Here is a 21,797-nt window from a genome sequence, read left to right on the forward strand (position 1 = left end):
GCCGATGCGCTGCGCATCGGCGGAATCGATCTGGTCGATCCGCAGGCGGCCGTGCGAGCGCTCGACACCGTGCGTCGCGAATTCGGCCGGGTCGACGCGCTGCTCAACATCGCGGGCGCGTTCGTGTGGCAGACGATCGCCGACGGCGATGCGGCGACGTGGGACCGCATGTACGACCTGAACGTGAAGACGACGCTGAACGCGTCGAAGGCCGCGCTGCCGTATCTGGTGGAGAGCCCGGCCGGCCGCATCGTCAACATCGGCGCAGGCGCGGCGTTCAAGGCCGGCGCGGGGATGGGTGCATACGCGGCCGCGAAGGCGGGCGTCGCGCGGCTCACCGAAGCGCTGGCGGCGGAACTGCTCGATCGCGGCGTGACCGTGAATGCGCTGCTGCCGAGCATCATCGACACGCCGCCGAACCGCGCGGACATGCCCGACGCGGATTTCACGCGCTGGGTCCGGCCTGAACAGATCGCGGCGACGATCGGATTCCTGCTGTCGACGGATGCGCAGGCGATCACCGGCGCATCGATTCCGGTGAGCGGTCGCGTGGCGTAGCGGGGGGGCGGGCTATCGCACTCACTGACGACGTCAGGGCATGCGAAATCTCGCCCGTTGAATTTCCGCGATCGCCGCGATTTCGATCGGCAGATCGCGGCGGTAGAGACGTTCGACCTGGACGGTTGTCGTCACGGGACAGGGTTCAGCGAAGAACGTCTTGCGGATGTCGCCGGCCTGCATGAACGCGTCGATGTCGGTTGCGTAGTGAACCAGCGAGATCACGTCCTGCATCAGCCCACCCAGCGCGGCGAGCACGTTGCGAATGTTGTCGAGCGTTTGCCGGACCTGCGCGCGCAGGTCGCCGACACCGACGACGTGTCCGTCCCGGTCGAGTGCGACCTGTCCCTTCAGATGAACGATCCGGCCGTCGCCCCGGATCACGGCCATCGACAACGCGCCGAACGGTGCCCAGCGTTCCGGCGGATTCACTGCTTCGGCCATGACACGACTCTTGTCGATCGGTGGTGGATGTGCGGATGCTCGACTGCGTGGGTCGTGTGCCTGCATGCCGCTGATCATCACCTTATACTTGGCATTCGACATCATGTGACTGAAGCCGTGACCAAGCCTGCCTCTGCGGATACGCTCGCCGACGATCCGCGTCCGACCCCGCCCGAACAACCCGAACTGGAAGACTGTTGCAACAGCGGCTGCTCGCCGTGCGTTTTCGACCTGTACGACGAAGCGCTGGCGCGCTATCGCGTCGAACTGGCCGAATGGGAAGCGCGGCACGCGCAACTCAAGCATCATCAGTGAGCCCGATGCCGGCAAGCGGTCGCGCATGCCCCGATTCGCTGCCGGCAATGCGTTCTCAGGCCCGCGTCGTCACGCGCCGTCCCGCACCCGCCGATGCATCGGCCCGAGCGCGGCCGACAGCGCGACGCACACGAGCAGCACGGCCGTCAGCGCCCCCATCGCCGTCCTGAACCCCTGCACGTAATCGACCGCGGCCGGCTGCGTGCCGAGCCGCGCGAAAAACAGCCCGCCGAGCGTCGCTGCGCCGACGGCCGCGCCGATCTGCAGCATCGCGGTGACCATGCCGGATGCGACCCCCGCGCGTGCCGCGTCGACTTCCGCGAGCACGATCCGCACGACCGACGGCAGCACGAGGCCTTGCCCGATGCCGATTGTCGCGATTCCGGCATAAAAGCCGGGGCCGGGTGCCTGTTCGCTGGCCAGCGCGGCGGCGGTCGCGACACCGGCCGCGAGCATCGCGAAGCCGAGCGTGAGCACGCGATAGCCGCCGAACCGCTCGACGAGGCGCGGCATCAGCAGGGGGCTCGCGAGGAAGCCGACGCCGAGCGGCAGGATCGCCAGCCCCGACGCGAGCGGCGACCAGTTCAGGCAGCCCTGCAGGTAGATCCCGTAGCTCAGGAAGAACGCACTCAGCATGTAAAACAGGAACGCGAGCGTGAGCCCGAGCGCGACCACCGGGTTGCGCAGCAGGCGCACGTCGAGCAGCGGATCGCGGCCGCCGGCGAGCCGGCGTGCTTCGACCGCCAGCAGTGCACCGAGCATCGGCAGCGCGCCGACGACGCATGCAACCATCCACAGCGGCCAGCCGGTGTCGCGCCCGTGCGTGAGCGGATAGACGAGCATCAGCAGGAACAGCGACAGCAGCACCGTGCCGGGCACGTCGATGCGCTGGCCGCGCGGCGGCCGGCTTTCCGGGATGAAGCGCCAGCTGCCGAGCAGCGCGAGGATGCCGATCGGCAGATTGACCAGGAAGATCGCACGCCAGCCGAGCCCGAACGGATGCAGGCTGATCAGCGCACCGCCGCCGAGCTGGCCGATCACCGCCGCGAGGCCGAACACGAAGCCGTAGAAGCCCATCACGCGCACCTGTTCCTGCGGGCTGAACACGCTGCGGATCGTCGCGAGCACCTGCGGCGCGAGGATCGCGGCGAACAGCCCCTGCAGCACGCGCCCGCCGACCAGCACCGCGCCGCTGCCGGCGAGCCCGCACAGCGTCGACGCGACCACGAAGCCGGCCATGCCGAACATGAACATCCGCTTGCGGCCGTAGAGGTCGCCGAGACGGCCGCCGGTGATCTGCACGACCGCGTTCGCGCACGCATACGCCGACACGACGAGCTGCAGCTCGGCCGGCCGCGCGCCGATACCGTCACGAATGGCCGGCAGCGCGAGATTCACGATGAAGTAGTCGAGCGGCGGCAGAATGGCGCCGACCAGCAGGACCACGAGCGCCCAGCCGTGATGGCTGCGCGGCGGTGCCGCGGCGGCCGCGCCGGCCGGTGCGCAAGGAGCGAGGGTGTTGTCGGTCATGAACGGAGGTCTGGAAGAATGAGGGCCGCACCGTATGTCGAAACCCGCTGAAACGGGCTCGGGCGGGCCGTTGAACCGATATTCTGGGCACCGTCGATGATTCGGAAAAGCGGGAATTGGTGGTAGCATCCATCGGGTTATTCGATGGATGGAGGGGGCCATGCGCGGTTTCGACCTGGATCAGTTGCGCACTTTTGCGGCGGTGGCGGATGCGGGCAGCCTTACGGCGGCCGCGCCGCTGCTGCATCTGTCACAGTCGACGGTCAGTGAGCAGGTGCGCAAGCTCGAATCGCGCGCCGGCGTGCCACTGTTCGTGCGCAGCAAACGCGGCGTCGAGCCGACGCCGGCCGGCGCGCGCTTGCTGCAGCACGCCCGGCGCATCGTCGCGCTGAACGAGGCCGCATTCGACGAACTGCGCGGGCAGGCGATCAAGGGCGAGTTGCGCGTCGCGATCACCGACTACTACCGGACGCATGAAGTCGCGGGCCTGCTCGCGCGGCTGCGGGAGTGCTACCCGCAACTGAGCCTGCACGTGAGCGCGATGAAGAGCGCGGAGATCGAGGCCGCGCATGCGCGCGGACAGATCGATCTCGGCGTCGTGATGAACCTGTCGAGCGGCCCGTTCCGGCCCGCGTCGGCCGATACGCGCTGGGTGCTGCGGCGCGAGCCGCTGTCGTGGGTCGCGTCGCCCGCGCTGGCCGAGCAGCTGCCCGAGCCGTTGCCGCTCGTGCTGCTGCCGGACGACTGCATGATGCATCAGATCGCGGTGCGCTCGCTCGACGAGCAGCACGCGCCGTACGTGTTGGTGCACAGTGCGTCGGGCGTCGCGGGGCTGCAGTCGATGCTGGCGGCGGGGCTCGGCGTCGGCTGCCTGTGCGCGTCGGCGATCGGCGAGGGCCTGGTGCGGCTCGGTGCGAAATACCGGCTGCCGGCGTTGCCCGACGCGGTGTTCTCGCTGACGCCGCCGATGCCGGGCGAACGCGAGACCGTCACGCAGGCGCGCGAGGTGCTGTCGCGGCAGTTGCTGATGTGAAGACGTGCCGCGTGCGGGGCATCGGCACGCATTCGAATGGACCCGCACGGAACGATACGCATGAACGACGAACTGAAAGCCCAGATGGCCGAGCGGCTGCAGCACGCGCTGGAGCGGGTGGTCGACGAGCGCTCGCTGATCCATTTCCTGCGCGTGCTCGGCCACGACTGGCACAAGGAGCGCCAGCTCGAGGCCGACGTGCCGCCGTCGCCGTACGCGGCCGCCGCGCTCGGCTGGGAAAACAACTCGATCGGAGCGTACCTGGCGGCGATGGTCGACTGGGCCGAAGCGTCCGAGGAAGGGCTGCGTTGTTACGACCTGCCCGACAACCCGTGGCGGCGCATGGCGGACATCCTGCTCGCCGGCAAGATCTACGAGTAGCGCGATCCGCGGCGAGTCGCGTACGCGGCCGGTTCGAACGGCCTAGTCGGCCGTTCCTTCGGCATACGCGCGCAGCCCGTTCGCCAGCACATCGAACACGGCCCGGCAGCGCGGGCTCGTCCGCAGATCCTCGTGCATGACCACCCAGGTTTCCAGTTTCATCGCGGGCCCGTCCGGCAGCACCCGCACGAGCCGCGCATCGCGTTGCGCGAGCCGGCTCTGGCAGAAGCCGATCCCACAGCCCGCGCGAATCATCGCGAGGTGCGCCAGATTGCTGTCGGTGCGCAGCGCGAACGCATCGCGCTTCCAGTACGGCATGCCGCGTCCGGCCGCGCGAATGAACGGCGTCACCGTGTCGAAACCGATCAGCGCGTGATGCGCGAGTTCGTCCATCGTCGCCGGTGTACCGTTGCGTGCCAGGTAATCGTCACGGGCATGCAGCCCGACGTCGATCGCGCCGACCCGCCGTGCGACGAGCGCGTCCTGCGTGGGCGGCGCCATCCGCACCGCGATGTCGGCCTCGCGGTTCAGGACGTCCTGGATGCGGTCGGTCGGCACCAGTTCGATCACGAGCCCAGGATGGTCGCGCCGCAACTGCGCGAGCATCGGCGGCAGCACCTCGACCGCGATCACGTCGCTGGCCGAGATCCGCACGGTGCCGCGCACGCCCGCGCCGTGGCTCGCGGCCGCACGCTCGAACGCGGCCGCCGCGCTGCGCAGCGCCTCGGCATGGCCGCGCAGCGCAAGGGCCGCTTCGGTAGGCAGCAGCCCCGACGGCGAGCGCGTGAACAGCGTCTGGCCGAACGCGGCTTCGAGCGCCGCGACGTGGCGCCCGGCCGTTGGCTGCGTGATGCCGAGCGCGCGCGCCGCGCCCGACAGCGAGCCTTCCGTCAGCACCGCGAGGAAGGTGCGGTAGCGTTCCCAGTTCAGGTCGGTGGTCATGCATAAATGTATAGCCGATCCATCGCGTTCTGCAATTCCTTGTTAGCCGGACGACCGCCAGAATGCGTGCTGACGACGGTTCACTCACGGAGAACGGCATGACGACGAACGCAGGCGGGACCCAACGACAGGCACTCGTGCTCGGCGCGAGCGGCGGCATCGGCAGCGAGGTCGCGCGGCAGTTGCGCGCTGCCGGCTGGCAGGTGCGCGCGCTCAAGCGCGGGCTCGACGCCGAGACGGTGGAGCGCGACGGCATCGCATGGATGCGCGGCGACGCGCTGGATCGCGAGGCGGTCGTCCGTGCCGCACGCGGTTGCAGCGTGATCGTGCATGCGGTGAACCCGCCCGGCTACCGGAACTGGGGTCAGCAGGTGCTGCCGATGATCGACAACACGATCGCGGCGGCGACGGTGGCGCAGGCGACCGTCGTGTTGCCCGGGACGGTCTACAACTATGGCCCCGACACGTTTCCGGTGTTGCGCGAAGAGGCGCCGCAGCATCCGGTGACGCGCAAGGGCGCGATTCGCGTCGAGATGGAGCGGCGGTTGCAGGCGGCGACCGCGCAGGGTGTGCGGACGATCATCGTGCGCGCCGGCGATTTCTTCGGGGCGCACGCGCGCAACAACTGGTTCGGGCAGGGACTCGTCAAGGCTGGACGGCCCGTTGCGGCCATCAGCGTGCCGGGCCGGCCGGGTGTCGGCCATCAATGGGCGTACCTGCCGGACGTCGCGCGCACGATGGTCGAGCTGCTCGAGCGACGCGACACGCTGGAGCCGTTCGCGCGGTTTCATCTCGGCGGCCACTGGGACGCGGACGGCACGCAGATGGCGCAGGCCGTGCGCCGCGTCGCGCAGCGGCACGGGATGCGGCCGACGGTGCGGCGGTTCCCGTGGTGGCTCGTGTGGGTCGCGGCGCCGTTCGTCACGACGATGCGCGAGATGCTCGAGATGCGCTATCTGTGGCGCGAGCCGCTCCGGATGGACAACGCGCGGGTGACGGCGGTGCTGGGCCGCGAGCCGGTGACACCGCTCGATACGGCGGTGGCGGAGGCACTGGCGGGGCTGGGGTGCCTGCGATGACGGCGAGCGGCGCAGGCGGGTGGCGAGCCCGCATGCGGGTCATGCCCTCGATGGCCCGCGCACTCGCCAACTTCCATCACGCCACGACCGGTAACACCTCGACCGCATAGCGGTGCCGAAGGCTGCGCCCGAGCACCGGATCGTGCAGTTCCATCTCGAACGCGTCACCGTCGCCCATCGCCGCGATCGCGCCATGCACCGCGACCGTGCCGCCGAACATCGCGCAGCGCGCGGGCATCCTGCGCCGGTCGTCGAAGCGTTGCCACAGCGCGTCCGGCGCGAGCAGCCCGCTGACCGCGCAGTGCTGATACGCGACGCGTTCGCCATTGGGCCGGATCAACCACGAACGCATTTCGATCGCATCCCAGTGACCGGCGACGTCCGCATGGCGCCACGCATCGCGGCCGAGCGGCTTCGCACACACCTGTTTCGACACCGCGACACCGTAGGCTTCGACTTCCCGATCCGTATGATCCGACCCGACCGTCACCAGCGTGCCGACCGGGCTGTCGATCAGCACGCACTCGATCTCGCCGCCCGAGCGTGCGCCGAGCACGCCGATCGACGGCGCCTGCGTGAGCAGCGCGGACGACACGCGATAGAAGCATGGCGTGGTCGACGGCGGCGCGACGCCGAGCGCCGCGAGTTCGTCGATGTGCGCGCGGATCGCGTCCGGATCGCGACCGGCCCAGCCGGCGATCACGACGCGTTCGATCTCGACGTCGAGATGGGCCGGCGCGCCTTGCAGGGACATCACGTTGAACGACAGGGCTTGCATGCGGGTATCCGTTTGAAGTGCGAATGAATTGAACGATCGACGGGGAAGCTCAATCCGCGAGCGGCCGGTGCGCGGTTTCGCGCGCGGCGAGCAAGGCGATCGAGGTCACGACGAGCGACGCGGTGACGTACAGCGACACGGCCGTCGTCGTCCCCGTCTGGCGGAACAGCGTGGCGATCACGAGCGGCGCGAAGCCGCCGCCGACGATGCCGGCGAGCGTGTAGGCCAGCGACGAGCCCGCGTAACGCACGCGCGTCGGAAACTGTTCGGTGACGAACGCGCCTTGCGGGCCGTACATCACCGCGTGGATCACGAGGCCGATCGCGACGGCCGCGACGATCGCACCCGGCCGCGCCGAATCGAGCATCGTGAAGAACACGAACGCCCACACGATCCCGGCGATCGCGCCGGCGAGGTACACCGGACGGCGCCCGAAGCGGTCCGACAGCGCGCCGAAGAACGGCACCGCGAGCGCGTTGCAGGCCGTGCCGACCATCACGGCCGTCAGCGCGACCGGGCGTGACAGGTGCAGCACGGTCGTCACGTAGGTCAGCGTGAACACGACGATCAGCGCGTACAGCACGTCGGAGCCGATCCGCGAGCCGCCCGCGATCAGCAGGCGCCGCCAATGGCACTTCAGCACTTCGGCGACAGGCACCTCGGCGGTTGTGTGCGATTCGGCGAGCTGCTCGAACTGCGGCGTTTCGTCGACGCCGCGTCGCAGCCAGAAGCCGAACACGACGAGCAGCGCGCTGGCCGCGAACGGCACGCGCCAGCCCCACGACAGGAAGGTGTCGGACGTGGTCGACATCGTCACGAGCGCGATGCAGCCGGTGCCGAGCAGCGTGCCGAACGACGGGCCGATCTGCGTCCACGACGCGGACAGCCCGCGGCGCTTCTGGTCGCCGTGCTCGACCGACAGCAGCACCGCGCCGGCCCATTCGCCGCCGAGCGCGACGCCCTGCACGAAGCGCAGCGCGACGAGCAGGATCGGGCTGAGGATGCCGGCCTGCGCATAGGTCGGCAGCGCGCCCATCAGCGCGGTCGTGACCCCCATCAGCACGAGCGTGAGCATCAGCACCGCGCGGCGGCCGATGCGGTCGCCGAGATTGCCGAACACGAAACCGCCGAGCGGACGCGACACGTAGCCGACCGCATAGGTCGAGAACGCGAGGATCGTGCCGGCCAGCGGGTCGACCGACGGAAAGAACAGATGGTTGAAGACGAGCGCGGCAAGCGTGTTGTAGATCGTGAAGTCGTACCACTCGAGCGACGTGCCGATCATGCTCGCGGTCGCGAGTCGGCTGTTGCGGACGCGGCGGGGCGCGTGGGCGGCGGGCTGGGCGAGAGTGCTCATGGTGTCGGGCAGGTCGTGAAGGATGACGGGATGACGAGCAGGGGCCGATGCGCCGGCCGCGTGCGCAGGGCGCGCGGCGCGGCCGGTGGCGGCGTCCGGGTTCAGGCGGGCAGTGCGGCGGCGGCCGGCTTCGCTTCGGCGCCACGGGGCGCAACCGGCAGCGGTGCAACGGCGCGCCACAGCAGCTCGAAGGTGCGCACGTCGTCGGGTCCGGCGATGGCGGCAGCGACACGGCGCGTGACGGCCGCGTCGCTGCCCTCGATCAGCACGAGCGCGTCGGCGGCCGGACGTGCGGCGGCAGCGGCGCCGATCGGCGCGGACAGATCCGGCGCGGTGCGGAACAGCCGTGCCGCGTGGATGCCGGATTCGCGCAGCGCGACCTCGAAGCGCTCGCGCAGGTGCGGCACGTCGATGCGCTCCGGCGGCAGCACGAACAGCGCGAGATGCGCGCCTTCGCCGTCGCCGGCCTCGAGCGTCAGGTCGCCGACCCGCCGCTGGGTGCCGGTCATGCGCTCGAAGTTCGCGAGCGACCAGGTCGTTTGCTGCGTGAACGCGCGCCGGTAGGCGTCGCTGCGGAACACGTCGAGCGTGTCCGTCACGTACAGCGCGAGGTATTTGCGCGGGCCGTCATCGGTCGCGCGAAACCGCCGCGCATGCGTGAAGCCGGGAATCGCGACACGCTCCTGCATGTGTTCGCGGTCGTACCACGCGTTGAAATCGGTTTCGTATGCGGGGTCGATATCCGTCCAGACGCAGAGCTGGCCGTGCGGAAGGGAAAGGCGGGTCATCGCGGGGTTCCTTGTGACGGGGTGTGTCAGGAACCGCAGTTTCCCGAAGACGTGCCGCGCCCGTCCAACAAGAAAACAAATTCGCGGTGAACAGGTTTTCTTATGAGCGGCGCGGACGGCGTTTCGCCGGGGTGGCGGGCGCGGATGGCGGTGTGCGTTTTGCCGCAGCGGTTTTCTTGTGGGTCGCCGGCCGGACGGGGCGCTTGTCGACGGTGTCGGCCTCGGCTTTTGCCGATGTGTCCGGCTTCGCACGACTCGACCCAGCCGGCATCGCGCGGGCGACTTCACTCGCCAGTTCGGCGATGCGCGCGGCGACCGGCAGGCCTTGGGTGCGATACGACGCGACGAGCGGCAGCGCGGGGAATTCGGGTTCGACATCGAGCAGCTCGAGCGCGCCTTCCTGCAGCTCACGCCCGATGATCGCGGGCGGCAGCGCGGCCACGCCGAAGCCGTCGGCGACGAGCCGGATCATCGCGGCGACCGACGTGATGCAGTTGATGCTGGCCGGCCGCTCGACGGCCGCGAACAGCCGTTCGATCGTCGCGTGCGGCCCCGAGTGACGCGAGAAGCTGATGATCGGATACGCGGCGAGCCGCGCGACGTCGAGCCGTTCGCCGCCGAGCCCGAGGCGCGGGCTCGCCGCCCAGTGCACCGGGAACTCGCACAGCGGCAGGTTCGTGAAGTCGGGGCCCGGCACCGGGTCGGTCTGCAGGATCAGGTCGACGCCGTCGGTGCTCAGCAGCCGGATCAGGTGCAGCGTCGTGTCGCTCGTGATCTCGACGTCGAGGCGCGGATAGCGCTCGCGCAGTTGCGCCATCAGCGCCGGAAACCAGCTGTGCACGATCGACTCGATCACGCCGATCCGGATCAGGCCGGCGTCGCTCGCCGCGTCGATGTCGCGCCGCATCTCGCTGTCGAGCCGCACGATCCGCTCCGCGTACGCGAGCATGCGCCGGCCCGCGGGCGTGAGCGTAGCCGAGCGCGTGTTGCGGTCGAACAGCCGCACGTCGAACGCCTCTTCCAGCGACGCGATGCGGCTCGATACGGCGGCCTGCGTCGTGTGCAGTTTCTCGGCCGTGAGCCGGAAGTTTTCCAGCTTCGCGAGCCAGACGAAGGTTTCAAGAAACCGGATGTTCATCGAATTCCGACGGTGAGGCGGTGCCGAGCGGGGCGGCGGGATCGGTCGATGTTAGCGGATTTTCAAGACGGCAAACGAGCGGGCCGTGCGCGGGTGCCGGGCGCCGGGGCGGGAGGTGGCGTGCCGGAAGACGAGCGCGCGACGTCGCGCGGCCGCCCGCAACGATGCGTCGCGCGGGCGGCGTGTCCCCATGCATCCCGTCACAGCTGGTCGAACGCGAGCGTCGGTACGTCGACGACCAGTGCGCCGCCGTCGGCGACGAGCGTCGCGCCGGTCACGAACGACGCATCCGGTGACGCGAGGAACGCGCACACGGCCGCGATCTCGTCCGGATCGGCCGCGCGCCGCAGCGGCACGTCGGCGCTCACGCGCGCATACGCGCCGTCGAGCGTGTCTCCGGATGCGGACATCAGGGGCGCCATTTCCGCGTCGGCCATTGGCGTGCGCACCCAGCCCGGGCATACCGCATTCGCACGCACGCCGTGCGGCCCGTAGTCGCGTGCGAGCGAACGCGCGAGCCCGAGCAGCGCATGCTTGCCGACCGTATAACCGCACACGCCAGGGCCGGCCGCGAGCGCGGCGATCGACGCGACCAGCACGATGCTGCCGCGCTGCGCGATCAGGTCGGGCAGGCATGCGCGCGCGCTGACGAATGCGGTGTCGAGGTTCGCACGCATCGCATCGCGCCACTGAGCGTCATCGGTTTCGTCCGCGCGGCCGAGGCCGTGGCCGCCCGCGCACGCGACGAGCGCGTCGACACGGCCGAACCGCTCGGCGATCTCCGGCAGGAAGCGCGCCCAGTCGGCCGTGCTCGCGGCGTCGCCGGCGAGCGCGAGGCCGTCTGTCTCGGCGGCTAGCGTGTCGAGCGGCGCCCGACGCCGCCCGATCAGCACGACGCGGTCGCCGCGTGCGGCGAAGCGGCGCGCGCACGCGGCGCCGATGCCGGTGCCTGCGCCGGTGATCGCGATCGTACGGGGTTGCGGGTGCGTCATGTCGTGCTCCGGAAGGGTGTCGTGTCCGGTCACTTTAGGCGGCGCTGGCGCACGCCGGTATCCGCCGAAAGGATGAACGCGAACCGGCCGGACGAGCGAGCGTTGCGCCCGGCACCGGGCCGACCAGCGAGATGGCGGCCCATTTTGCAAAGGCTGACGATGTTCGGCACCGAATCGATCTATCCTCCACATTTTTGGGATAAGTCACGAAAGCCCGGCAAAATGGCGCGGGCGAGCCCGCACACCGGTGCGCGGCGCGTCGGCCGGCCGATTCCGTCGTGCAAGCGGAGCGGCAGGCGGCGAGATCGGCGTGAGCGTGCGCGCGATGCGGAGCCATCGCGTCCGCCGACGGATCGTGTGACGGCGACGGCGGCGGATCGCCCGGTTGCGCGCTGGCGCGGCCGGACCATCGACAAGAGCAGGGAGGGGCCGGCAATGAGGCTGGACGACGAAAGTGAAAGCGTCAACGTCGAGGACCGACGCGGCGGGGGCGGGTTTGGCGGCGGCCGCGCGACGATCGGCATCGGCACGATCGTGGTCGCGCTGGCCGCATCGTATTTCTTCGGGATCGACCCGCGCGTCGTGCTCGAAGGCGCATCGGCGCTGCAGGGCCGGCAGCAGCAGCAGGCGCAGCCCGCGCCGACGCAGCGCCAGGGCGCACCGGCGAATGACCCCGGCGCGGTATTCACTCGCAAGGTGCTAGGCAATATCGAGCGCACGTGGACGGGCGTCTTCAATACGCAGTTGCACGTGCAGTACGAGCCGCCGAAGCTCGTGATGTTCACGAACTCGACGCCGACCGCGTGCGGCACCGGCCAGACCGCGATGGGGCCGTTCTACTGTCCGGGCGACCGCAACGTGTATATCGATCTCGGCTTCTACGACGAACTGCGCAAGCGCTTCGGCGCGGGCGGCGATTTTGCGCAGGCCTACGTGATCGCGCACGAAGTCGGCCACCACGTGCAGAACCTGCTCGGCATTTCCGACAAGGTCGACGCCGCGCGCCGGCGTTCGAGCGAGGCGCGCTCGAACGCGCTGTCGGTGCGGATGGAACTGCAGGCCGACTGCTTCGCCGGCGTGTGGGCGAACAATGCGCAGCGCGCGAATCAGCGGCTGATCGAGCCCGGCGATTTCGAGCAGGGGCTGAAGGCGGCGGCCGCGATCGGCGACGATCGGCTGCAGCAGCAAGGGCAGGGCTACGTCGTGCCGGAGAGCTTCACGCACGGCACCAGCGAGCAGCGCGTGTACTGGCTGCGGCGCGGGATGGAGTCGGGCGAGGTCAGCGCCTGCGATACGTTCGCCGCGAACGCGCACTGACACTGACGGGGCGGGGCGCACACGCTGCTGCGCCTCCGCCTCCGCCTCCGTTTCGAGGCCGCACGCGCGTGCCGCTCCGTCAACTTCGCCGATGGTTCCGATCGGACCCGATCGGCGCGCACGATGTTTCGCACCACGTCCGCGGCTGATCGTCGAGCGCGCGGCGCACAACGGGCGCTATCTCGTCGATGGATTCCGTTGTCGCGACATGGCTGGCGGGTGCTCCATCTTCCGCCCGCGGACGATTTGCCGATTTGTGCTCACCGGCACATTTCGGCGCCGGTAGGCTGGCCCGAACTTCGACGCGTTCGGCCGACTGCCGACCCCACCATGCCGACCTCATCCGTTCCCGCCGACCACGAAGCCGCCGACCGGCAACGCGCGCTGCGCGCGTGCGTGGATGCGTTCGACGCATTCGCGAGCCCGTCCGCGATCGTGTTCTACCGGCTCGACCTGAGCGGCGAGCCGGCCGATTTCGAGCTGTTCGGGATGCCGGAGTCGATGCATCGCACCTATATCGCGCGCTACCGGATGCTCGATCCGCTGCATCCGTCGCGCTGCGCGGCGGGCGTGCACGCGGTCGTGACGCTCGCTTCCCAATTGCCTGACGAAAGACGCGACGCGTCCGCATACTGGACCCGCTTCCTGCGGCGGCACGATGTCGCCGATGTCGTCGAGATCTGGCTGCGCGACGATGCCGGACGGACAGTCGGCGCGTTCTCGCTGTTGCGCTTCGGGAACGGCGATGTGGATGGCAACCGCCTGGCGGGGCGGTTCGCGCCGGGCGAGATCGACGCGCTGGCGCGGCTGCAACCGGTTGCCGAAGCCGCGCTGGCCCCGTTGCTGCGCGCGCGGCGCGGGATTCACCGGATCGGCTGCGAGGAGCGGCTGACCTACCGCGAGGAACAGATCGCGCGCCTCGTGCGTGACGGCCGCTCGAACAAGGAGATCGCGCGCGATCTCGCGCTCGGTCAGCCGACCATCAAGACGCATCTGATGCGCATGTACCGGAAGCTGGGGGTGTCGAACCGCACCGGGCTGGTCGGTGCGTTGTTCCTGTAATTTTTCCCGCACCCGCACCCGCACCCGCACCCGCACCCGCACTCGCGCCGCACCGCACCGTGCCGCACCGCGCCGCACCGCGCCGCGCCGCGCCACTGATCTGACGATAGCGCGCCGTCGTCACAGCTTCCCGAATCGCCCGCGCCTTCATCCCCCACGCGCTGCCAATTTGCGCTCACCGGGCGTGATCCTGCGTCGATACAGTGGTTCGACGCCCGCATGCCCGAACGCATGCGCCTAGCCACGACAATCTTCGAGACACGCATGACTTCCACGAACTTCGTCGCCGTCAGCGACACCGTGCGCACCTTCGTCGCGCGCGACTTCGGCCTTTTCATCGACGGCGCCATGCAGCCTGCGCACGCGCGCGCCCGGCTCGACGTGTACGACCCGGCGACGGGCGAGCCGCTCGCGACGGTCGCGGATGCCGACGCGTACGACGTTGACCGCGCAGTCGCGAGCGCGAAGCACGCGTTCGATACGCGCGTATGGAGCGGGCTGCGCCCGGCCGACCGCGAGCGCATCCTGCTGAAACTCGCCGACCTGATCGAAGCCGACGCCGAAACGCTCGCCCAGCTCGAAACGCTGAACCAGGGCAAGTCGATCCACGTGTCGCGTGCGATCGAGGTCGGCGCGAGCGTCGAATACGTGCGCTACATGGCCGGCTGGGCCACCAAGATCACCGGCCAGACGCTCGACGTGTCGATCCCGTTCCCGCCCGGCGCGCGCTATACGGCCTATACGCGCAAGGAGCCGGTCGGCGTGGTCGCCGCGATCGTGCCGTGGAATTTCCCGCTGATGATCGCGGTGTGGAAGCTGATTCCGGCGCTGGCGGCCGGTTGCACGATCGTGCTGAAGCCGTCGCCGGAAACGCCGCTCACCGCGCTGCGCCTCGCCGAACTCGCGCGTGAAGCCGGCGTGCCGCCCGGCGTGTTCAACGTCGTCACCGGCGGCCGCACCTGCGGCGCCGCGCTGTCGAGCCACCCGTCGATCGCGAAGATCTCGTTCACCGGCTCGACCGCGACCGGCAAGCTGGTCGGCGCGGCGGCCGTGCAGAACATGACGCGCTTCTCGCTCGAACTCGGCGGCAAGAACCCGATCGTGATGCTCGACGACGTCGACGTCGCGCAGGCGCTCGACGGCGTCGCCGCCGGCGCGTTCTTCAACCAGGGGCAGGTGTGCGCGGCCGCGTCGCGCCTCTACGTGCATCGCAGCAAGTTCGCGCAACTCGCGGACGGCCTCGCGGGCGTCGCGCAGTCGATGAAGCTCGGCGCGGGCCTCGACACGACCGCGCAGATCAACCCGCTGGTCTCCGCGCACCATCGCGACAAGGTGGTCCAGCACATCGAAGGCGCGCGCCGCGCGGGGCTCACGTTCCTCGCGGGCGGCACGCCGGCCGACGACCTGCCCGGCTACTACGTGAAACCGGCCGTGATCGCCGATCCGCACCCGGACAGCGCGATCGTGCGCGACGAGGTGTTCGGTCCGGTGATCGTCGTCGTGCCGTTCGACGACGCGGCCGACGCCGTGCGTCTCGCGAACGCGTCGCCGTACGGCCTCGCCGCGAGCATCTGGAGCAACGACCTGAAGCGCGTGATGAACCTCGTGCCGCAGATCGAGGCCGGCACCGTGTGGGTGAACTGCCATATCCCGCTCGATCCGTCGATGCCGTTCGGCGGCTACAAGCAGTCGGGCATCGGCCGCGAGTTCGGCCAGTACGCGATCGAGGGCTTCACCGAAACCAAATCCGTCTGCATCGCGCACTGACGCGGCGCGCATCCCGAACCTTGAACCTCGAACCTGGACAACCCAAGGTTCAACCGATCCGAGAGTGGAGACTGCAATGAGCTACAACGAAGCGAAGTTCTGGCACCCGATGCTGCACCCGAACGAAATGAAACGGCGCAAGCCGATCCGCATCGTGCGCGGCGACGGCTGCTACGTGTTCGATGAAACCGGCAAGCAACTCGTCGACGGCGTCGCGGGCCTGTGGAACGTGAACGTCGGGCACAACCGCCAGGAGGTGAAGGACGCGATCGTGCGCCAGCTCGACGAGCTCGAATACTTCCAGCTGTTCGACGGCATCTCGCATCCGCGTGCGGAAGAGCTGTCGAAGAAGCTGATCGACATGCTGGAGCCGGAAGGGATGCGCCGCGTGCTGTACAGCTCGGGCGGTTCCGACTCGATCGAGACCGCGCTGAAGATCGCGCGCCAGTACTGGAAAGTGCGCGGCCAGGCCGACCGTACGAAGTTCATCTCGCTGAAGCAGGGCTATCACGGCACGCACTTCGGCGGCGCGTCGGTGAACGGCAACACGGTGTTCCGCCGCAACTACGAGCCGAACCTGCCCGGCTGTTTCCACGTCGAGACGCCGTGGCTGTACCGCAACCCGTTCACGCAGGATCCGGAGGAACTCGGCCGGATCTGCGCGGAAATGCTGGAGCGCGAGATCCAGTTCCAGAGCCCCGACACGGTCGCCGCGTTCATCGCGGAGCCGGTGCAGGGCGCGGGCGGCGTGATCGTGCCGCCGGCCAACTACTGGCCGCTCGTGCGCGAGGTGTGCGACCGCTACGGCGTGCTTCTGATCGCCGACGAAGTCGTGACCGGCTTCGGCCGCAGCGGCAGCATGTTCGGCAGCCGCGGCTGGGGCGTGCGCCCGGACATCATGTGTCTCGCGAAGGGAATCTCGTCCGGCTACGTGCCGCTCGGCGCGACGGCCGTGAACGCGCGGATCGAGGATGCATTCGCCGCGAACGCGGACTTCGGCGGCGCGATCATGCACGGCTACACGTATGCCGGGCACCCGGTCGCGTGCGCGGCCGCGATCGCGAGCCTCGACATCGTCATGAAGGAAGACCTGCCGGCGAACGCGGCGAAGCAGGGTGCGTATCTGCTCGAAGCGCTGCAGTCGTTCCCCGAACGTTTCGCGGCAGTCGGCGAAGTGCGCGGCAAGGGGCTGATGCTCGCGCTCGACCTGGTCGCGAACAAGCAGACCCGCGAGCCGATCGACCCGCTGTCCGGCTATGCGAACGCGGTCGCGGAAGTCGCGCGCGAGCACGGCGTGCTGGTGCGCCCGGTCGGCACGAAGATCATCCTGTCGCCGCCGCTCGTGATCCAGCGCGAGCAGCTCGACCGGATCGTCGACGCGCTCGCGGCCGGCTTCGAGGCCGTGCCGTTCGCGTGAGGCCGTGATGCCGTGAACGCGTGACGACGAACCGGCGGTGGCGGGCGGGATAACCCGCTCGCCACCGCCGGTTTGCCGATTTGCGCTATGACCGGATTATTTTGCCTGCGTATTTTTTCGACATCGGATCCAGATTGGATCGACAGTGGCCTGGGTGCCGAAGCGCTGAAGCGCCGCCCCGGGCCGACCGCGAAGCACGGAACCGGAGCGGGCGCCGCAGCGCTGGCGACGGCCGATAAAGGAAGGAGACGAAGATGTCGGGATGGCCAGGAGTGACCGGCGCCGCGGGCGATACGCCCGCCGGTGCGTCGGCTGAAGCGGGCGGCGGCACGGTGCTGAAGGCGGGCGCGGTCGGTTTTCCGACCGCGCTGGCGAGTGCCGTCGGCCTCATCATGGCGAGCCCGGTGATCCTCACCGCGACGTCGGGTTTCGGGATGGGCGGCTGGGCGTTCGCGGTCGCGATGATCATCGCGTTCGTGATGATGCAGGCGCAGGCGACGACCTTCTCCGAAGCCGCCGCGATGCTGCCGACGGCCGGCTCGGTTTACGATTACCTGTCGTGCGGGCTCGGCCGCTTCTGGGCGATCACCGGCACGATTTCCGCCTATTTCCTCGTGCACGTGTTCGCCGGCACGGCGGAGACGATCCTGAGCGGGATCATGGCGCTCGTGAACTTCGAGTCGCTGAACGCCGCGTTCGAGAAGCACAACAGTTCGTGGCTCGTCGGCGTCGGCCTCGTGGTCACGTTCGCGATCACCAACATCATCGGCGTCAAGGTGTTCAGCAAGCTCGAGATCGTGCTGACGGCCGGCATGTGGCTGTCGCTGATGATCTTCGGGATCCTCGGCCTCGCGGCCGCGCCGGCCGTGCACCTCGACGGCTGGTTCGGCGGCTCGGAAGTCGGCACGTCGGTGCCGGCCGTGCTGTCGCTGGTCGGGATGGCGATGTTCATGTTCGTCGGCTGCGAGTTCGTCACGCCGCTCGCGCCGGAAATGAAGGCGCCGGGCCGCACGATTCCGCGCGCGATGGCGCTCGGCCTCGTCGGCGTCGCGATCTGCATGTTCCTGTACGGCGCGGCGATCCGCCGCCAGGTCGCGAACGTGCCGGTAAGCCCGGACGGCCTCACGCACCTGCTCGACACGCCGGGCGCGATTCCCGCGTTCGCGCTGCAGGTGCTTGGGCCGTTCGGCCGCGTGTGGTTCGGCATCGCGTTCCTGTGCGCGGGCGCCGCGACGATCAACACGCTGATGGCCGGGCTGCCGCGCATCCTGTACGGGATGGCGATCGACGGCGCGCTGCCGCGCTGCTTCGCGTATCTGCATCCGCGCTTCAAGACGCCGGTGGTCGGCATCGTCGCGTCCGCGATCGTGCCGATCTTCCATGCGTGGCTGATCAACGGCAACCTCGACAGCATCCTGCACCTCGTGCTCGCCGCGACCTGCGCGTGGGGCACCGCGTACCTGCTCGTCACCGCGTCGGTCGTGATGCTGCGGATCCGTCGCCCGGACTTGCCGCGCCCGTATCGTTCGCCGCTGTTCCCGCTGCCGCAGATCGTGTCGAGCGTCGGCATCGTGCTCGCGATCTGGTACATCACGCCGCCCGGCATGAACGCGCGCGACATCTACGTGCCGTTCGGCGCGATGCTCGGGCTCACCGCGCTGTACGCGCTGTTCTGGACGATCGTCGTGCAGCGCCGGCATCCGTTCAAGCCGGTGCCGGTGGAGGAAGTGCTGCGCAACGAGCACGTTGCATCGTGAGGGCCGCGCTCACCCGCTGGCGCGCGGCGCCCGATACGCCGCCGCCAGGCCATCGGCCCGGCGCGATCGCCGCGCGCGTGCTGGCCGACCTGGGTGCCGCGCGTGAGGCTGACGGCGGCGTCGGCGAAATCACGGCCCGACTGCCGAACGGCGTGCGCGTGAGCGTCGACGAACGGGTCGACCGCCAGTTCCTGATGCATACGGTCAGTGTGCAGGTGTCGGTTGGCACGCGCGGCCCGGCCGGGCAGGGCCGCGCACGCGTGCAGCAGACCGGCTGGCTGCGGCGCACCGGCGTCGCAGCCGAACCTGCGCCGGGATGCGACCCCGAATTCGTGCGGACGGTGGCCGCGCTCGTCGCGCAGCCGTCGCTCGCCGACGCGCTGCGTCCACTGCACCTGACCGACTGCATGATCGCCGCGCGCGACGGGCGCTGGACGCTCGCCGTCGTGCCGTTCGGCGGCAGCGAGGTCGTGAACCGGATGCCGTCGTTTCGCCGCTACGCTCGCCTGACCGGCGAGCAGGCCGCTGCGCTGTCGGCGGCCTGTCTTGCGTTCGAAACCGCGCTGCGCGGAATTTTGCGGGGGTAAGCTGTGACGCTGCGTGCCGTGCGAACCCGGCGGACGCAACGTGGATTCAGGGTTTCACCGGAGATGCCGATGCTGTTCCAGTCACGCTCACACGAAGACGTGCATGACCACGGGCTCGCGATCGCGGGTTGGCATCAGGTCTACCGCCAGATGACGCCGGGCCGGTTCAGGGGCACCGTCACGCAGGTGCTGTACGACGATTTCCATTTCTTCCGCGAGACGACCAACCGGCGTGTCGCGCAAACCGGCCTCGCACCGGCCGGGCGCACGTCGCTCGCGGTGCCGTTGTCGGTGCCGCTTGCCGGCACGTTCCAGGGCCAGCCGATCGACGGCTATGCGCTGCTCGCGCTGCGCGCCGGCGAGGATTTCGAGTTCCACACGCCGGAAGGGATGGGGCTCGTCGGGATCAGCGCCGCGTCGGACATGGTCGACGAGCTGTGCGAAGCCGAGTTCGGCGCGGCCGGCGCGCGCAAGCTGCGGCACGTCACGCGGCTGTCGGACGCGCAGGGCGTCGCGCTCGGCGCGCGGTTGTCGTCGCTGATCGACGACGCGCAGCGCAACCCCGGCTGCCTCGAATACGCGGCCACCCGCAAGATGTTCCGCGACGCGATGCTCGGCATGTTCCTCGATGCACTCGACCAGGGCATCGGCGTCGAGCGCCGCGACATCACGCATGCCACCTACAGCGATATCGTCAGCCGCTGCGAGAAGCACCTGCGCGACCGGCCCGAGGAGCCCGTCACCGTGCTCGAATTGTGCCGCGCGCTGCGCTGCAGCCGTCGCACGCTGCAGACGAGCTTCCAGCGCGTCGCCGACGTCACGCCCGTCGGCTACCTGCGCACCATCCGGCTGAATGCGGTGCGGCGCCTGCTGCGCACGACTTCGGCGCAGCAACTCGGCGTCGGCGAGGCCGCCGCGAGCTGGGGTTTCACGCATCTCGGCTATTTCGCACGCGAGTATCGCGACCTGTTCGGCGAGCTGCCGTCGCAAACCCTGCGGCCCGAATGACGTCTTCGCACCGGGACGGTGCCGCCGGGCGCCGTCGCGTGTCGCCCGCCCGCTTCACCATTTGCTGATTTGGGATAGAGGTCCTGAATTTTCGCTGGATAGAGTCCTGTCACCCATATCGACAACACCATCGGTTTGCAGTGCGAATCGATGAAACCAAAGGGCGGGACATGAAGATCGGACGACGACTGGCCGCAGCCGCGGCCACGCTGGGTTGCATGCACGCACACGCGCAGAGCTCGGGCAGCGTGACGCTGTACGGCACCGTGGACACCGGCATCATCTACTCGACGAACCAGCAGTTCACGCGCGCCGACGGCAGCACGGGAGGCGGCCATGCGTGGCAGATGGGCGGCGGCAACCTCGTGCCGTCCCGCTTCGGGTTCCAGGGCGCCGAGCCGCTCGGCGGCGGGCTCAACGCGGTGTTTTCGCTCGAGCAGCAATTCCTGTCCGCGAACGGGCAGGCGCTGCAGGGCGGCACCGCGTTCAGCCGGCAGGCGTGGGTCGGGCTGCGCCAGGATTCGATCGGCACGCTCGGCCTCGGCCGGCAATACGACTCGTACACGGACATGCTCGGCGCCTACGTCTCGAGCAACAACTGGGCGACGCCGTACGGCTCGCACCTCGGCGACGTCGACAACCTGAACGCCGCGTTCAACTTCAACAACGCGGTGAAGTTCACCAGCGCCGATTTCAACGGCTTGACGTTCGGCGGCACGTTCAGCTTCGGCGGGCAGGCAGGCGACTTTTCCGCGAAGCGCGGCTATGCGGTCGCCGCGACCTACACCCGCGCGCCGGTTGCGTTCTCGGTCGGCTATCTCGACCTGCACCAGCCGCTCGATGCGGCACTCGGCGGCGCGAGCGGCTATATCGGCGACTTCGCGTGCAGCAACCCGGGCGCGATGTACTGCCTGCTGCAGGATGCCGGCTCGATGCGCGCGTTCGGCGCGGGCGGCTCGGTGACGCTCGGCGCGACGACGGTCGCGCTGACCTACACGCATACGCGCCTCGGCGACAGCCGCTATTTCTCGACCGATGCGCAGCCGCGCGCGCAGGCGTTCACGTTCGACATCGGCGAGCTGAACGTCACGTACCTGTTCACGCCGGCGCTGCAGGGCGGCGTCGCGTACATCTTCAACGCCGCCCATACTGCCGGGCGCGGCACGACGCGCTTCCACCAGGTGAACGTCGGCACGAACTACAGCCTGTCGAAGCGCACCGCGCTGTATGCGGTCGCGATCGGGCAGGTCGCGAGCGGCACGGGGCTCGGCACCGACGCGAACGGCAATGCGGTGAACTACGCGCAGATCCCGGTGCTCGCGAACAGCAATTCGAGCCGGCAGCTCGCGGTGATGGCCGGGATTCGCGTGAACTTCTGACGGCACGGACGCGGTGAAGCGCGCGGGGCGGGCGGCTGCGCTGGCCGCCCGTCCCGCCGCGTGCCACAAATTCTTAACGATCGACGTGAACAATGGCGTTCGCTTCAGGCCGCCCGAAGCGTCGCCCGCGTTGCACACGTGTGCAACGTCCGGCCGTCCCGCCACCAC

21 protein-coding genes are annotated in these 21,797 nt (G+C 69.4%); 13 read left to right on the forward strand and 8 right to left on the reverse strand.

Going from position 1 to position 21,797, the window contains the following annotated elements:
• Positions 1–558, forward strand: a 558-nt coding sequence (locus tag PI86_RS10595) for an SDR family NAD(P)-dependent oxidoreductase (protein WP_039321741.1), incomplete at its 5' end; no start/stop codon positions are given.
• Positions 559–591: 33 nt separating this feature from the next.
• On the opposite strand, the gene PI86_RS10600 is transcribed toward PI86_RS10595, so the two are convergent.
• Positions 592–1,002, reverse strand: coding sequence for a RidA family protein (locus PI86_RS10600; protein ID WP_039321744.1), 411 nt, complete (start codon positions 1,000–1,002; stop codon positions 592–594).
• Positions 1,003–1,119: 117 nt separating this feature from the next.
• Between PI86_RS10600 and PI86_RS10605 the strand changes: the two genes are divergently transcribed.
• Positions 1,120–1,317, forward strand: coding sequence for an oxidoreductase-like domain-containing protein (locus PI86_RS10605; RefSeq protein WP_039321747.1), 198 nt, complete (start codon positions 1,120–1,122; stop codon positions 1,315–1,317).
• Between the two features lie 69 nt (positions 1,318–1,386).
• Here PI86_RS10605 and PI86_RS10610 read toward each other — a convergent pair whose 3' ends face one another.
• Entirely contained in the window at positions 1,387–2,847 is a 1,461-nt protein-coding gene (locus PI86_RS10610) for an MFS transporter (protein ID WP_039321750.1), read from the reverse strand.
• Between the two features lie 160 nt (positions 2,848–3,007).
• On the opposite strand from PI86_RS10610, the gene PI86_RS10615 reads away from it, so the two are divergent.
• Together PI86_RS10615 and PI86_RS10620 are read left to right on the forward strand one after the other, a co-directional pair.
• Positions 3,008–3,880, forward strand: coding sequence for a LysR family transcriptional regulator (locus tag PI86_RS10615; protein ID WP_014898832.1), 873 nt, complete (start codon positions 3,008–3,010; stop codon positions 3,878–3,880).
• A 60-nt stretch (positions 3,881–3,940) separates the two neighbouring features.
• Complete coding sequence (locus PI86_RS10620) at positions 3,941–4,261, forward strand: DUF7660 family protein (RefSeq protein WP_014898833.1); 321 nt, start codon at positions 3,941–3,943, stop codon at positions 4,259–4,261.
• Between the two features lie 42 nt (positions 4,262–4,303).
• Here PI86_RS10620 and PI86_RS10625 read toward each other — a convergent pair whose 3' ends face one another.
• Positions 4,304–5,203, reverse strand: coding sequence for a LysR family transcriptional regulator (locus PI86_RS10625; protein ID WP_039321753.1), 900 nt, complete (start codon positions 5,201–5,203; stop codon positions 4,304–4,306).
• A 98-nt stretch (positions 5,204–5,301) separates the two neighbouring features.
• Here PI86_RS10625 and PI86_RS10630 point away from each other — a divergent pair, with 98 nt between their 5' ends.
• Entirely contained in the window at positions 5,302–6,282 is a 981-nt protein-coding gene (locus PI86_RS10630) for an NAD-dependent epimerase/dehydratase family protein (RefSeq protein WP_039321756.1), read from the forward strand.
• A gap of 76 nt (positions 6,283–6,358) precedes the next feature.
• On the opposite strand, the gene PI86_RS10635 is transcribed toward PI86_RS10630, so the two are convergent.
• From PI86_RS10635 to PI86_RS10655, 5 genes are all read right to left on the reverse strand, one after another.
• Positions 6,359–7,060 carry a DUF2848 domain-containing protein gene (locus tag PI86_RS10635; RefSeq protein ID WP_039321759.1) on the reverse strand — a complete coding sequence of 234 codons (702 nt, stop codon included), beginning with the start codon at positions 7,058–7,060 and terminating at the stop codon, positions 6,359–6,361.
• A 49-nt stretch (positions 7,061–7,109) separates the two neighbouring features.
• Positions 7,110–8,429, reverse strand: coding sequence for an MFS transporter (locus tag PI86_RS10640; protein ID WP_039321879.1), 1,320 nt, complete (start codon positions 8,427–8,429; stop codon positions 7,110–7,112).
• Between the two features lie 89 nt (positions 8,430–8,518).
• Positions 8,519–9,205, reverse strand: coding sequence for a DUF4286 family protein (locus PI86_RS10645; protein ID WP_039321762.1), 687 nt, complete (start codon positions 9,203–9,205; stop codon positions 8,519–8,521).
• Between the two features lie 100 nt (positions 9,206–9,305).
• Entirely contained in the window at positions 9,306–10,343 is a 1,038-nt protein-coding gene (locus PI86_RS10650) for a LysR family transcriptional regulator (protein WP_039321765.1), read from the reverse strand.
• Between the two features lie 200 nt (positions 10,344–10,543).
• Positions 10,544–11,335, reverse strand: coding sequence for an SDR family NAD(P)-dependent oxidoreductase (locus tag PI86_RS10655; RefSeq protein WP_039321769.1), 792 nt, complete (start codon positions 11,333–11,335; stop codon positions 10,544–10,546).
• Between the two features lie 435 nt (positions 11,336–11,770).
• Between PI86_RS10655 and ypfJ the strand changes: the two genes are divergently transcribed.
• The 8 genes from ypfJ (at position 11,771) to PI86_RS10695 (ending at position 21,629) form a co-directional block, all read left to right on the forward strand.
• Positions 11,771–12,652 carry a KPN_02809 family neutral zinc metallopeptidase gene (ypfJ, locus tag PI86_RS10660; RefSeq protein ID WP_039321883.1) on the forward strand — a complete coding sequence of 294 codons (882 nt, stop codon included), beginning with the start codon at positions 11,771–11,773 and terminating at the stop codon, positions 12,650–12,652.
• Positions 12,653–12,982: 330 nt separating this feature from the next.
• A complete protein-coding gene (locus tag PI86_RS10665; RefSeq protein ID WP_039321772.1) occupies positions 12,983–13,714 on the forward strand; it encodes a helix-turn-helix transcriptional regulator in 732 nt (243 codons plus the stop codon).
• 264 nt (positions 13,715–13,978) lie between these two features.
• The gene (locus tag PI86_RS10670) at positions 13,979–15,481 is read left to right on the forward strand and encodes an aldehyde dehydrogenase family protein (protein WP_039321775.1); all 1,503 of its coding nucleotides are present in this window, start codon (positions 13,979–13,981) and stop codon (positions 15,479–15,481) included.
• A gap of 76 nt (positions 15,482–15,557) precedes the next feature.
• Positions 15,558–16,898, forward strand: coding sequence for an aspartate aminotransferase family protein (locus PI86_RS10675; RefSeq protein WP_014898844.1), 1,341 nt, complete (start codon positions 15,558–15,560; stop codon positions 16,896–16,898).
• A gap of 254 nt (positions 16,899–17,152) precedes the next feature.
• On the forward strand, positions 17,153–18,655 hold the full coding sequence (locus PI86_RS10680) for an APC family permease (protein WP_039321778.1): 1,503 nt from the start codon (positions 17,153–17,155) through the stop codon (positions 18,653–18,655).
• Complete coding sequence (locus tag PI86_RS10685) at positions 18,652–19,242, forward strand: DUF3156 family protein (protein ID WP_039321781.1); 591 nt, start codon at positions 18,652–18,654, stop codon at positions 19,240–19,242. The genes PI86_RS10680 and PI86_RS10685 overlap by 4 nt, the downstream gene beginning before the upstream one ends.
• A 69-nt stretch (positions 19,243–19,311) precedes the next feature.
• Positions 19,312–20,250, forward strand: coding sequence for a helix-turn-helix domain-containing protein (locus PI86_RS10690; RefSeq protein ID WP_039321886.1), 939 nt, complete (start codon positions 19,312–19,314; stop codon positions 20,248–20,250).
• Positions 20,251–20,420: 170 nt separating this feature from the next.
• Positions 20,421–21,629, forward strand: a complete 1,209-nt coding sequence (locus tag PI86_RS10695) for a porin (protein ID WP_039321784.1) — start codon at positions 20,421–20,423, stop codon at positions 21,627–21,629.
• Positions 21,630–21,797: the final 168 nt, after the last annotated feature.

The sequence above is a fragment of the Burkholderia sp. A9 genome, assembly GCF_000801975.1.

Coding starts and splice junctions, on each gene's coding strand:
- PI86_RS10600 (WP_039321744.1), bottom strand. CDS start 1,002: ATGGCCGAAGCAGTGAATCCGCCGGAACGCTGGGCACCGTTCGGCGCG.
- PI86_RS10610 (WP_039321750.1), bottom strand. CDS start 2,847: ATGACCGACAACACCCTCGCTCCTTGCGCACCGGCCGGCGCGGCCGCC.
- PI86_RS10615 (WP_014898832.1), top strand. CDS start 3,008: ATGCGCGGTTTCGACCTGGATCAGTTGCGCACTTTTGCGGCGGTGGCG.
- PI86_RS10620 (WP_014898833.1), top strand. CDS start 3,941: ATGAACGACGAACTGAAAGCCCAGATGGCCGAGCGGCTGCAGCACGCG.
- PI86_RS10625 (WP_039321753.1), bottom strand. CDS start 5,203: ATGACCACCGACCTGAACTGGGAACGCTACCGCACCTTCCTCGCGGTG.
- PI86_RS10630 (WP_039321756.1), top strand. CDS start 5,302: ATGACGACGAACGCAGGCGGGACCCAACGACAGGCACTCGTGCTCGGC.
- PI86_RS10635 (WP_039321759.1), bottom strand. CDS start 7,060: ATGCAAGCCCTGTCGTTCAACGTGATGTCCCTGCAAGGCGCGCCGGCC.
- PI86_RS10645 (WP_039321762.1), bottom strand. CDS start 9,205: ATGACCCGCCTTTCCCTTCCGCACGGCCAGCTCTGCGTCTGGACGGAT.
- PI86_RS10650 (WP_039321765.1), bottom strand. CDS start 10,343: ATGAACATCCGGTTTCTTGAAACCTTCGTCTGGCTCGCGAAGCTGGAA.
- PI86_RS10655 (WP_039321769.1), bottom strand. CDS start 11,335: ATGACGCACCCGCAACCCCGTACGATCGCGATCACCGGCGCAGGCACC.
- ypfJ (WP_039321883.1), top strand. CDS start 11,771: ATGAGGCTGGACGACGAAAGTGAAAGCGTCAACGTCGAGGACCGACGC.
- PI86_RS10665 (WP_039321772.1), top strand. CDS start 12,983: ATGCCGACCTCATCCGTTCCCGCCGACCACGAAGCCGCCGACCGGCAA.
- PI86_RS10670 (WP_039321775.1), top strand. CDS start 13,979: ATGACTTCCACGAACTTCGTCGCCGTCAGCGACACCGTGCGCACCTTC.
- PI86_RS10675 (WP_014898844.1), top strand. CDS start 15,558: ATGAGCTACAACGAAGCGAAGTTCTGGCACCCGATGCTGCACCCGAAC.
- PI86_RS10680 (WP_039321778.1), top strand. CDS start 17,153: ATGTCGGGATGGCCAGGAGTGACCGGCGCCGCGGGCGATACGCCCGCC.
- PI86_RS10690 (WP_039321886.1), top strand. CDS start 19,312: ATGCTGTTCCAGTCACGCTCACACGAAGACGTGCATGACCACGGGCTC.
- PI86_RS10695 (WP_039321784.1), top strand. CDS start 20,421: ATGAAGATCGGACGACGACTGGCCGCAGCCGCGGCCACGCTGGGTTGC.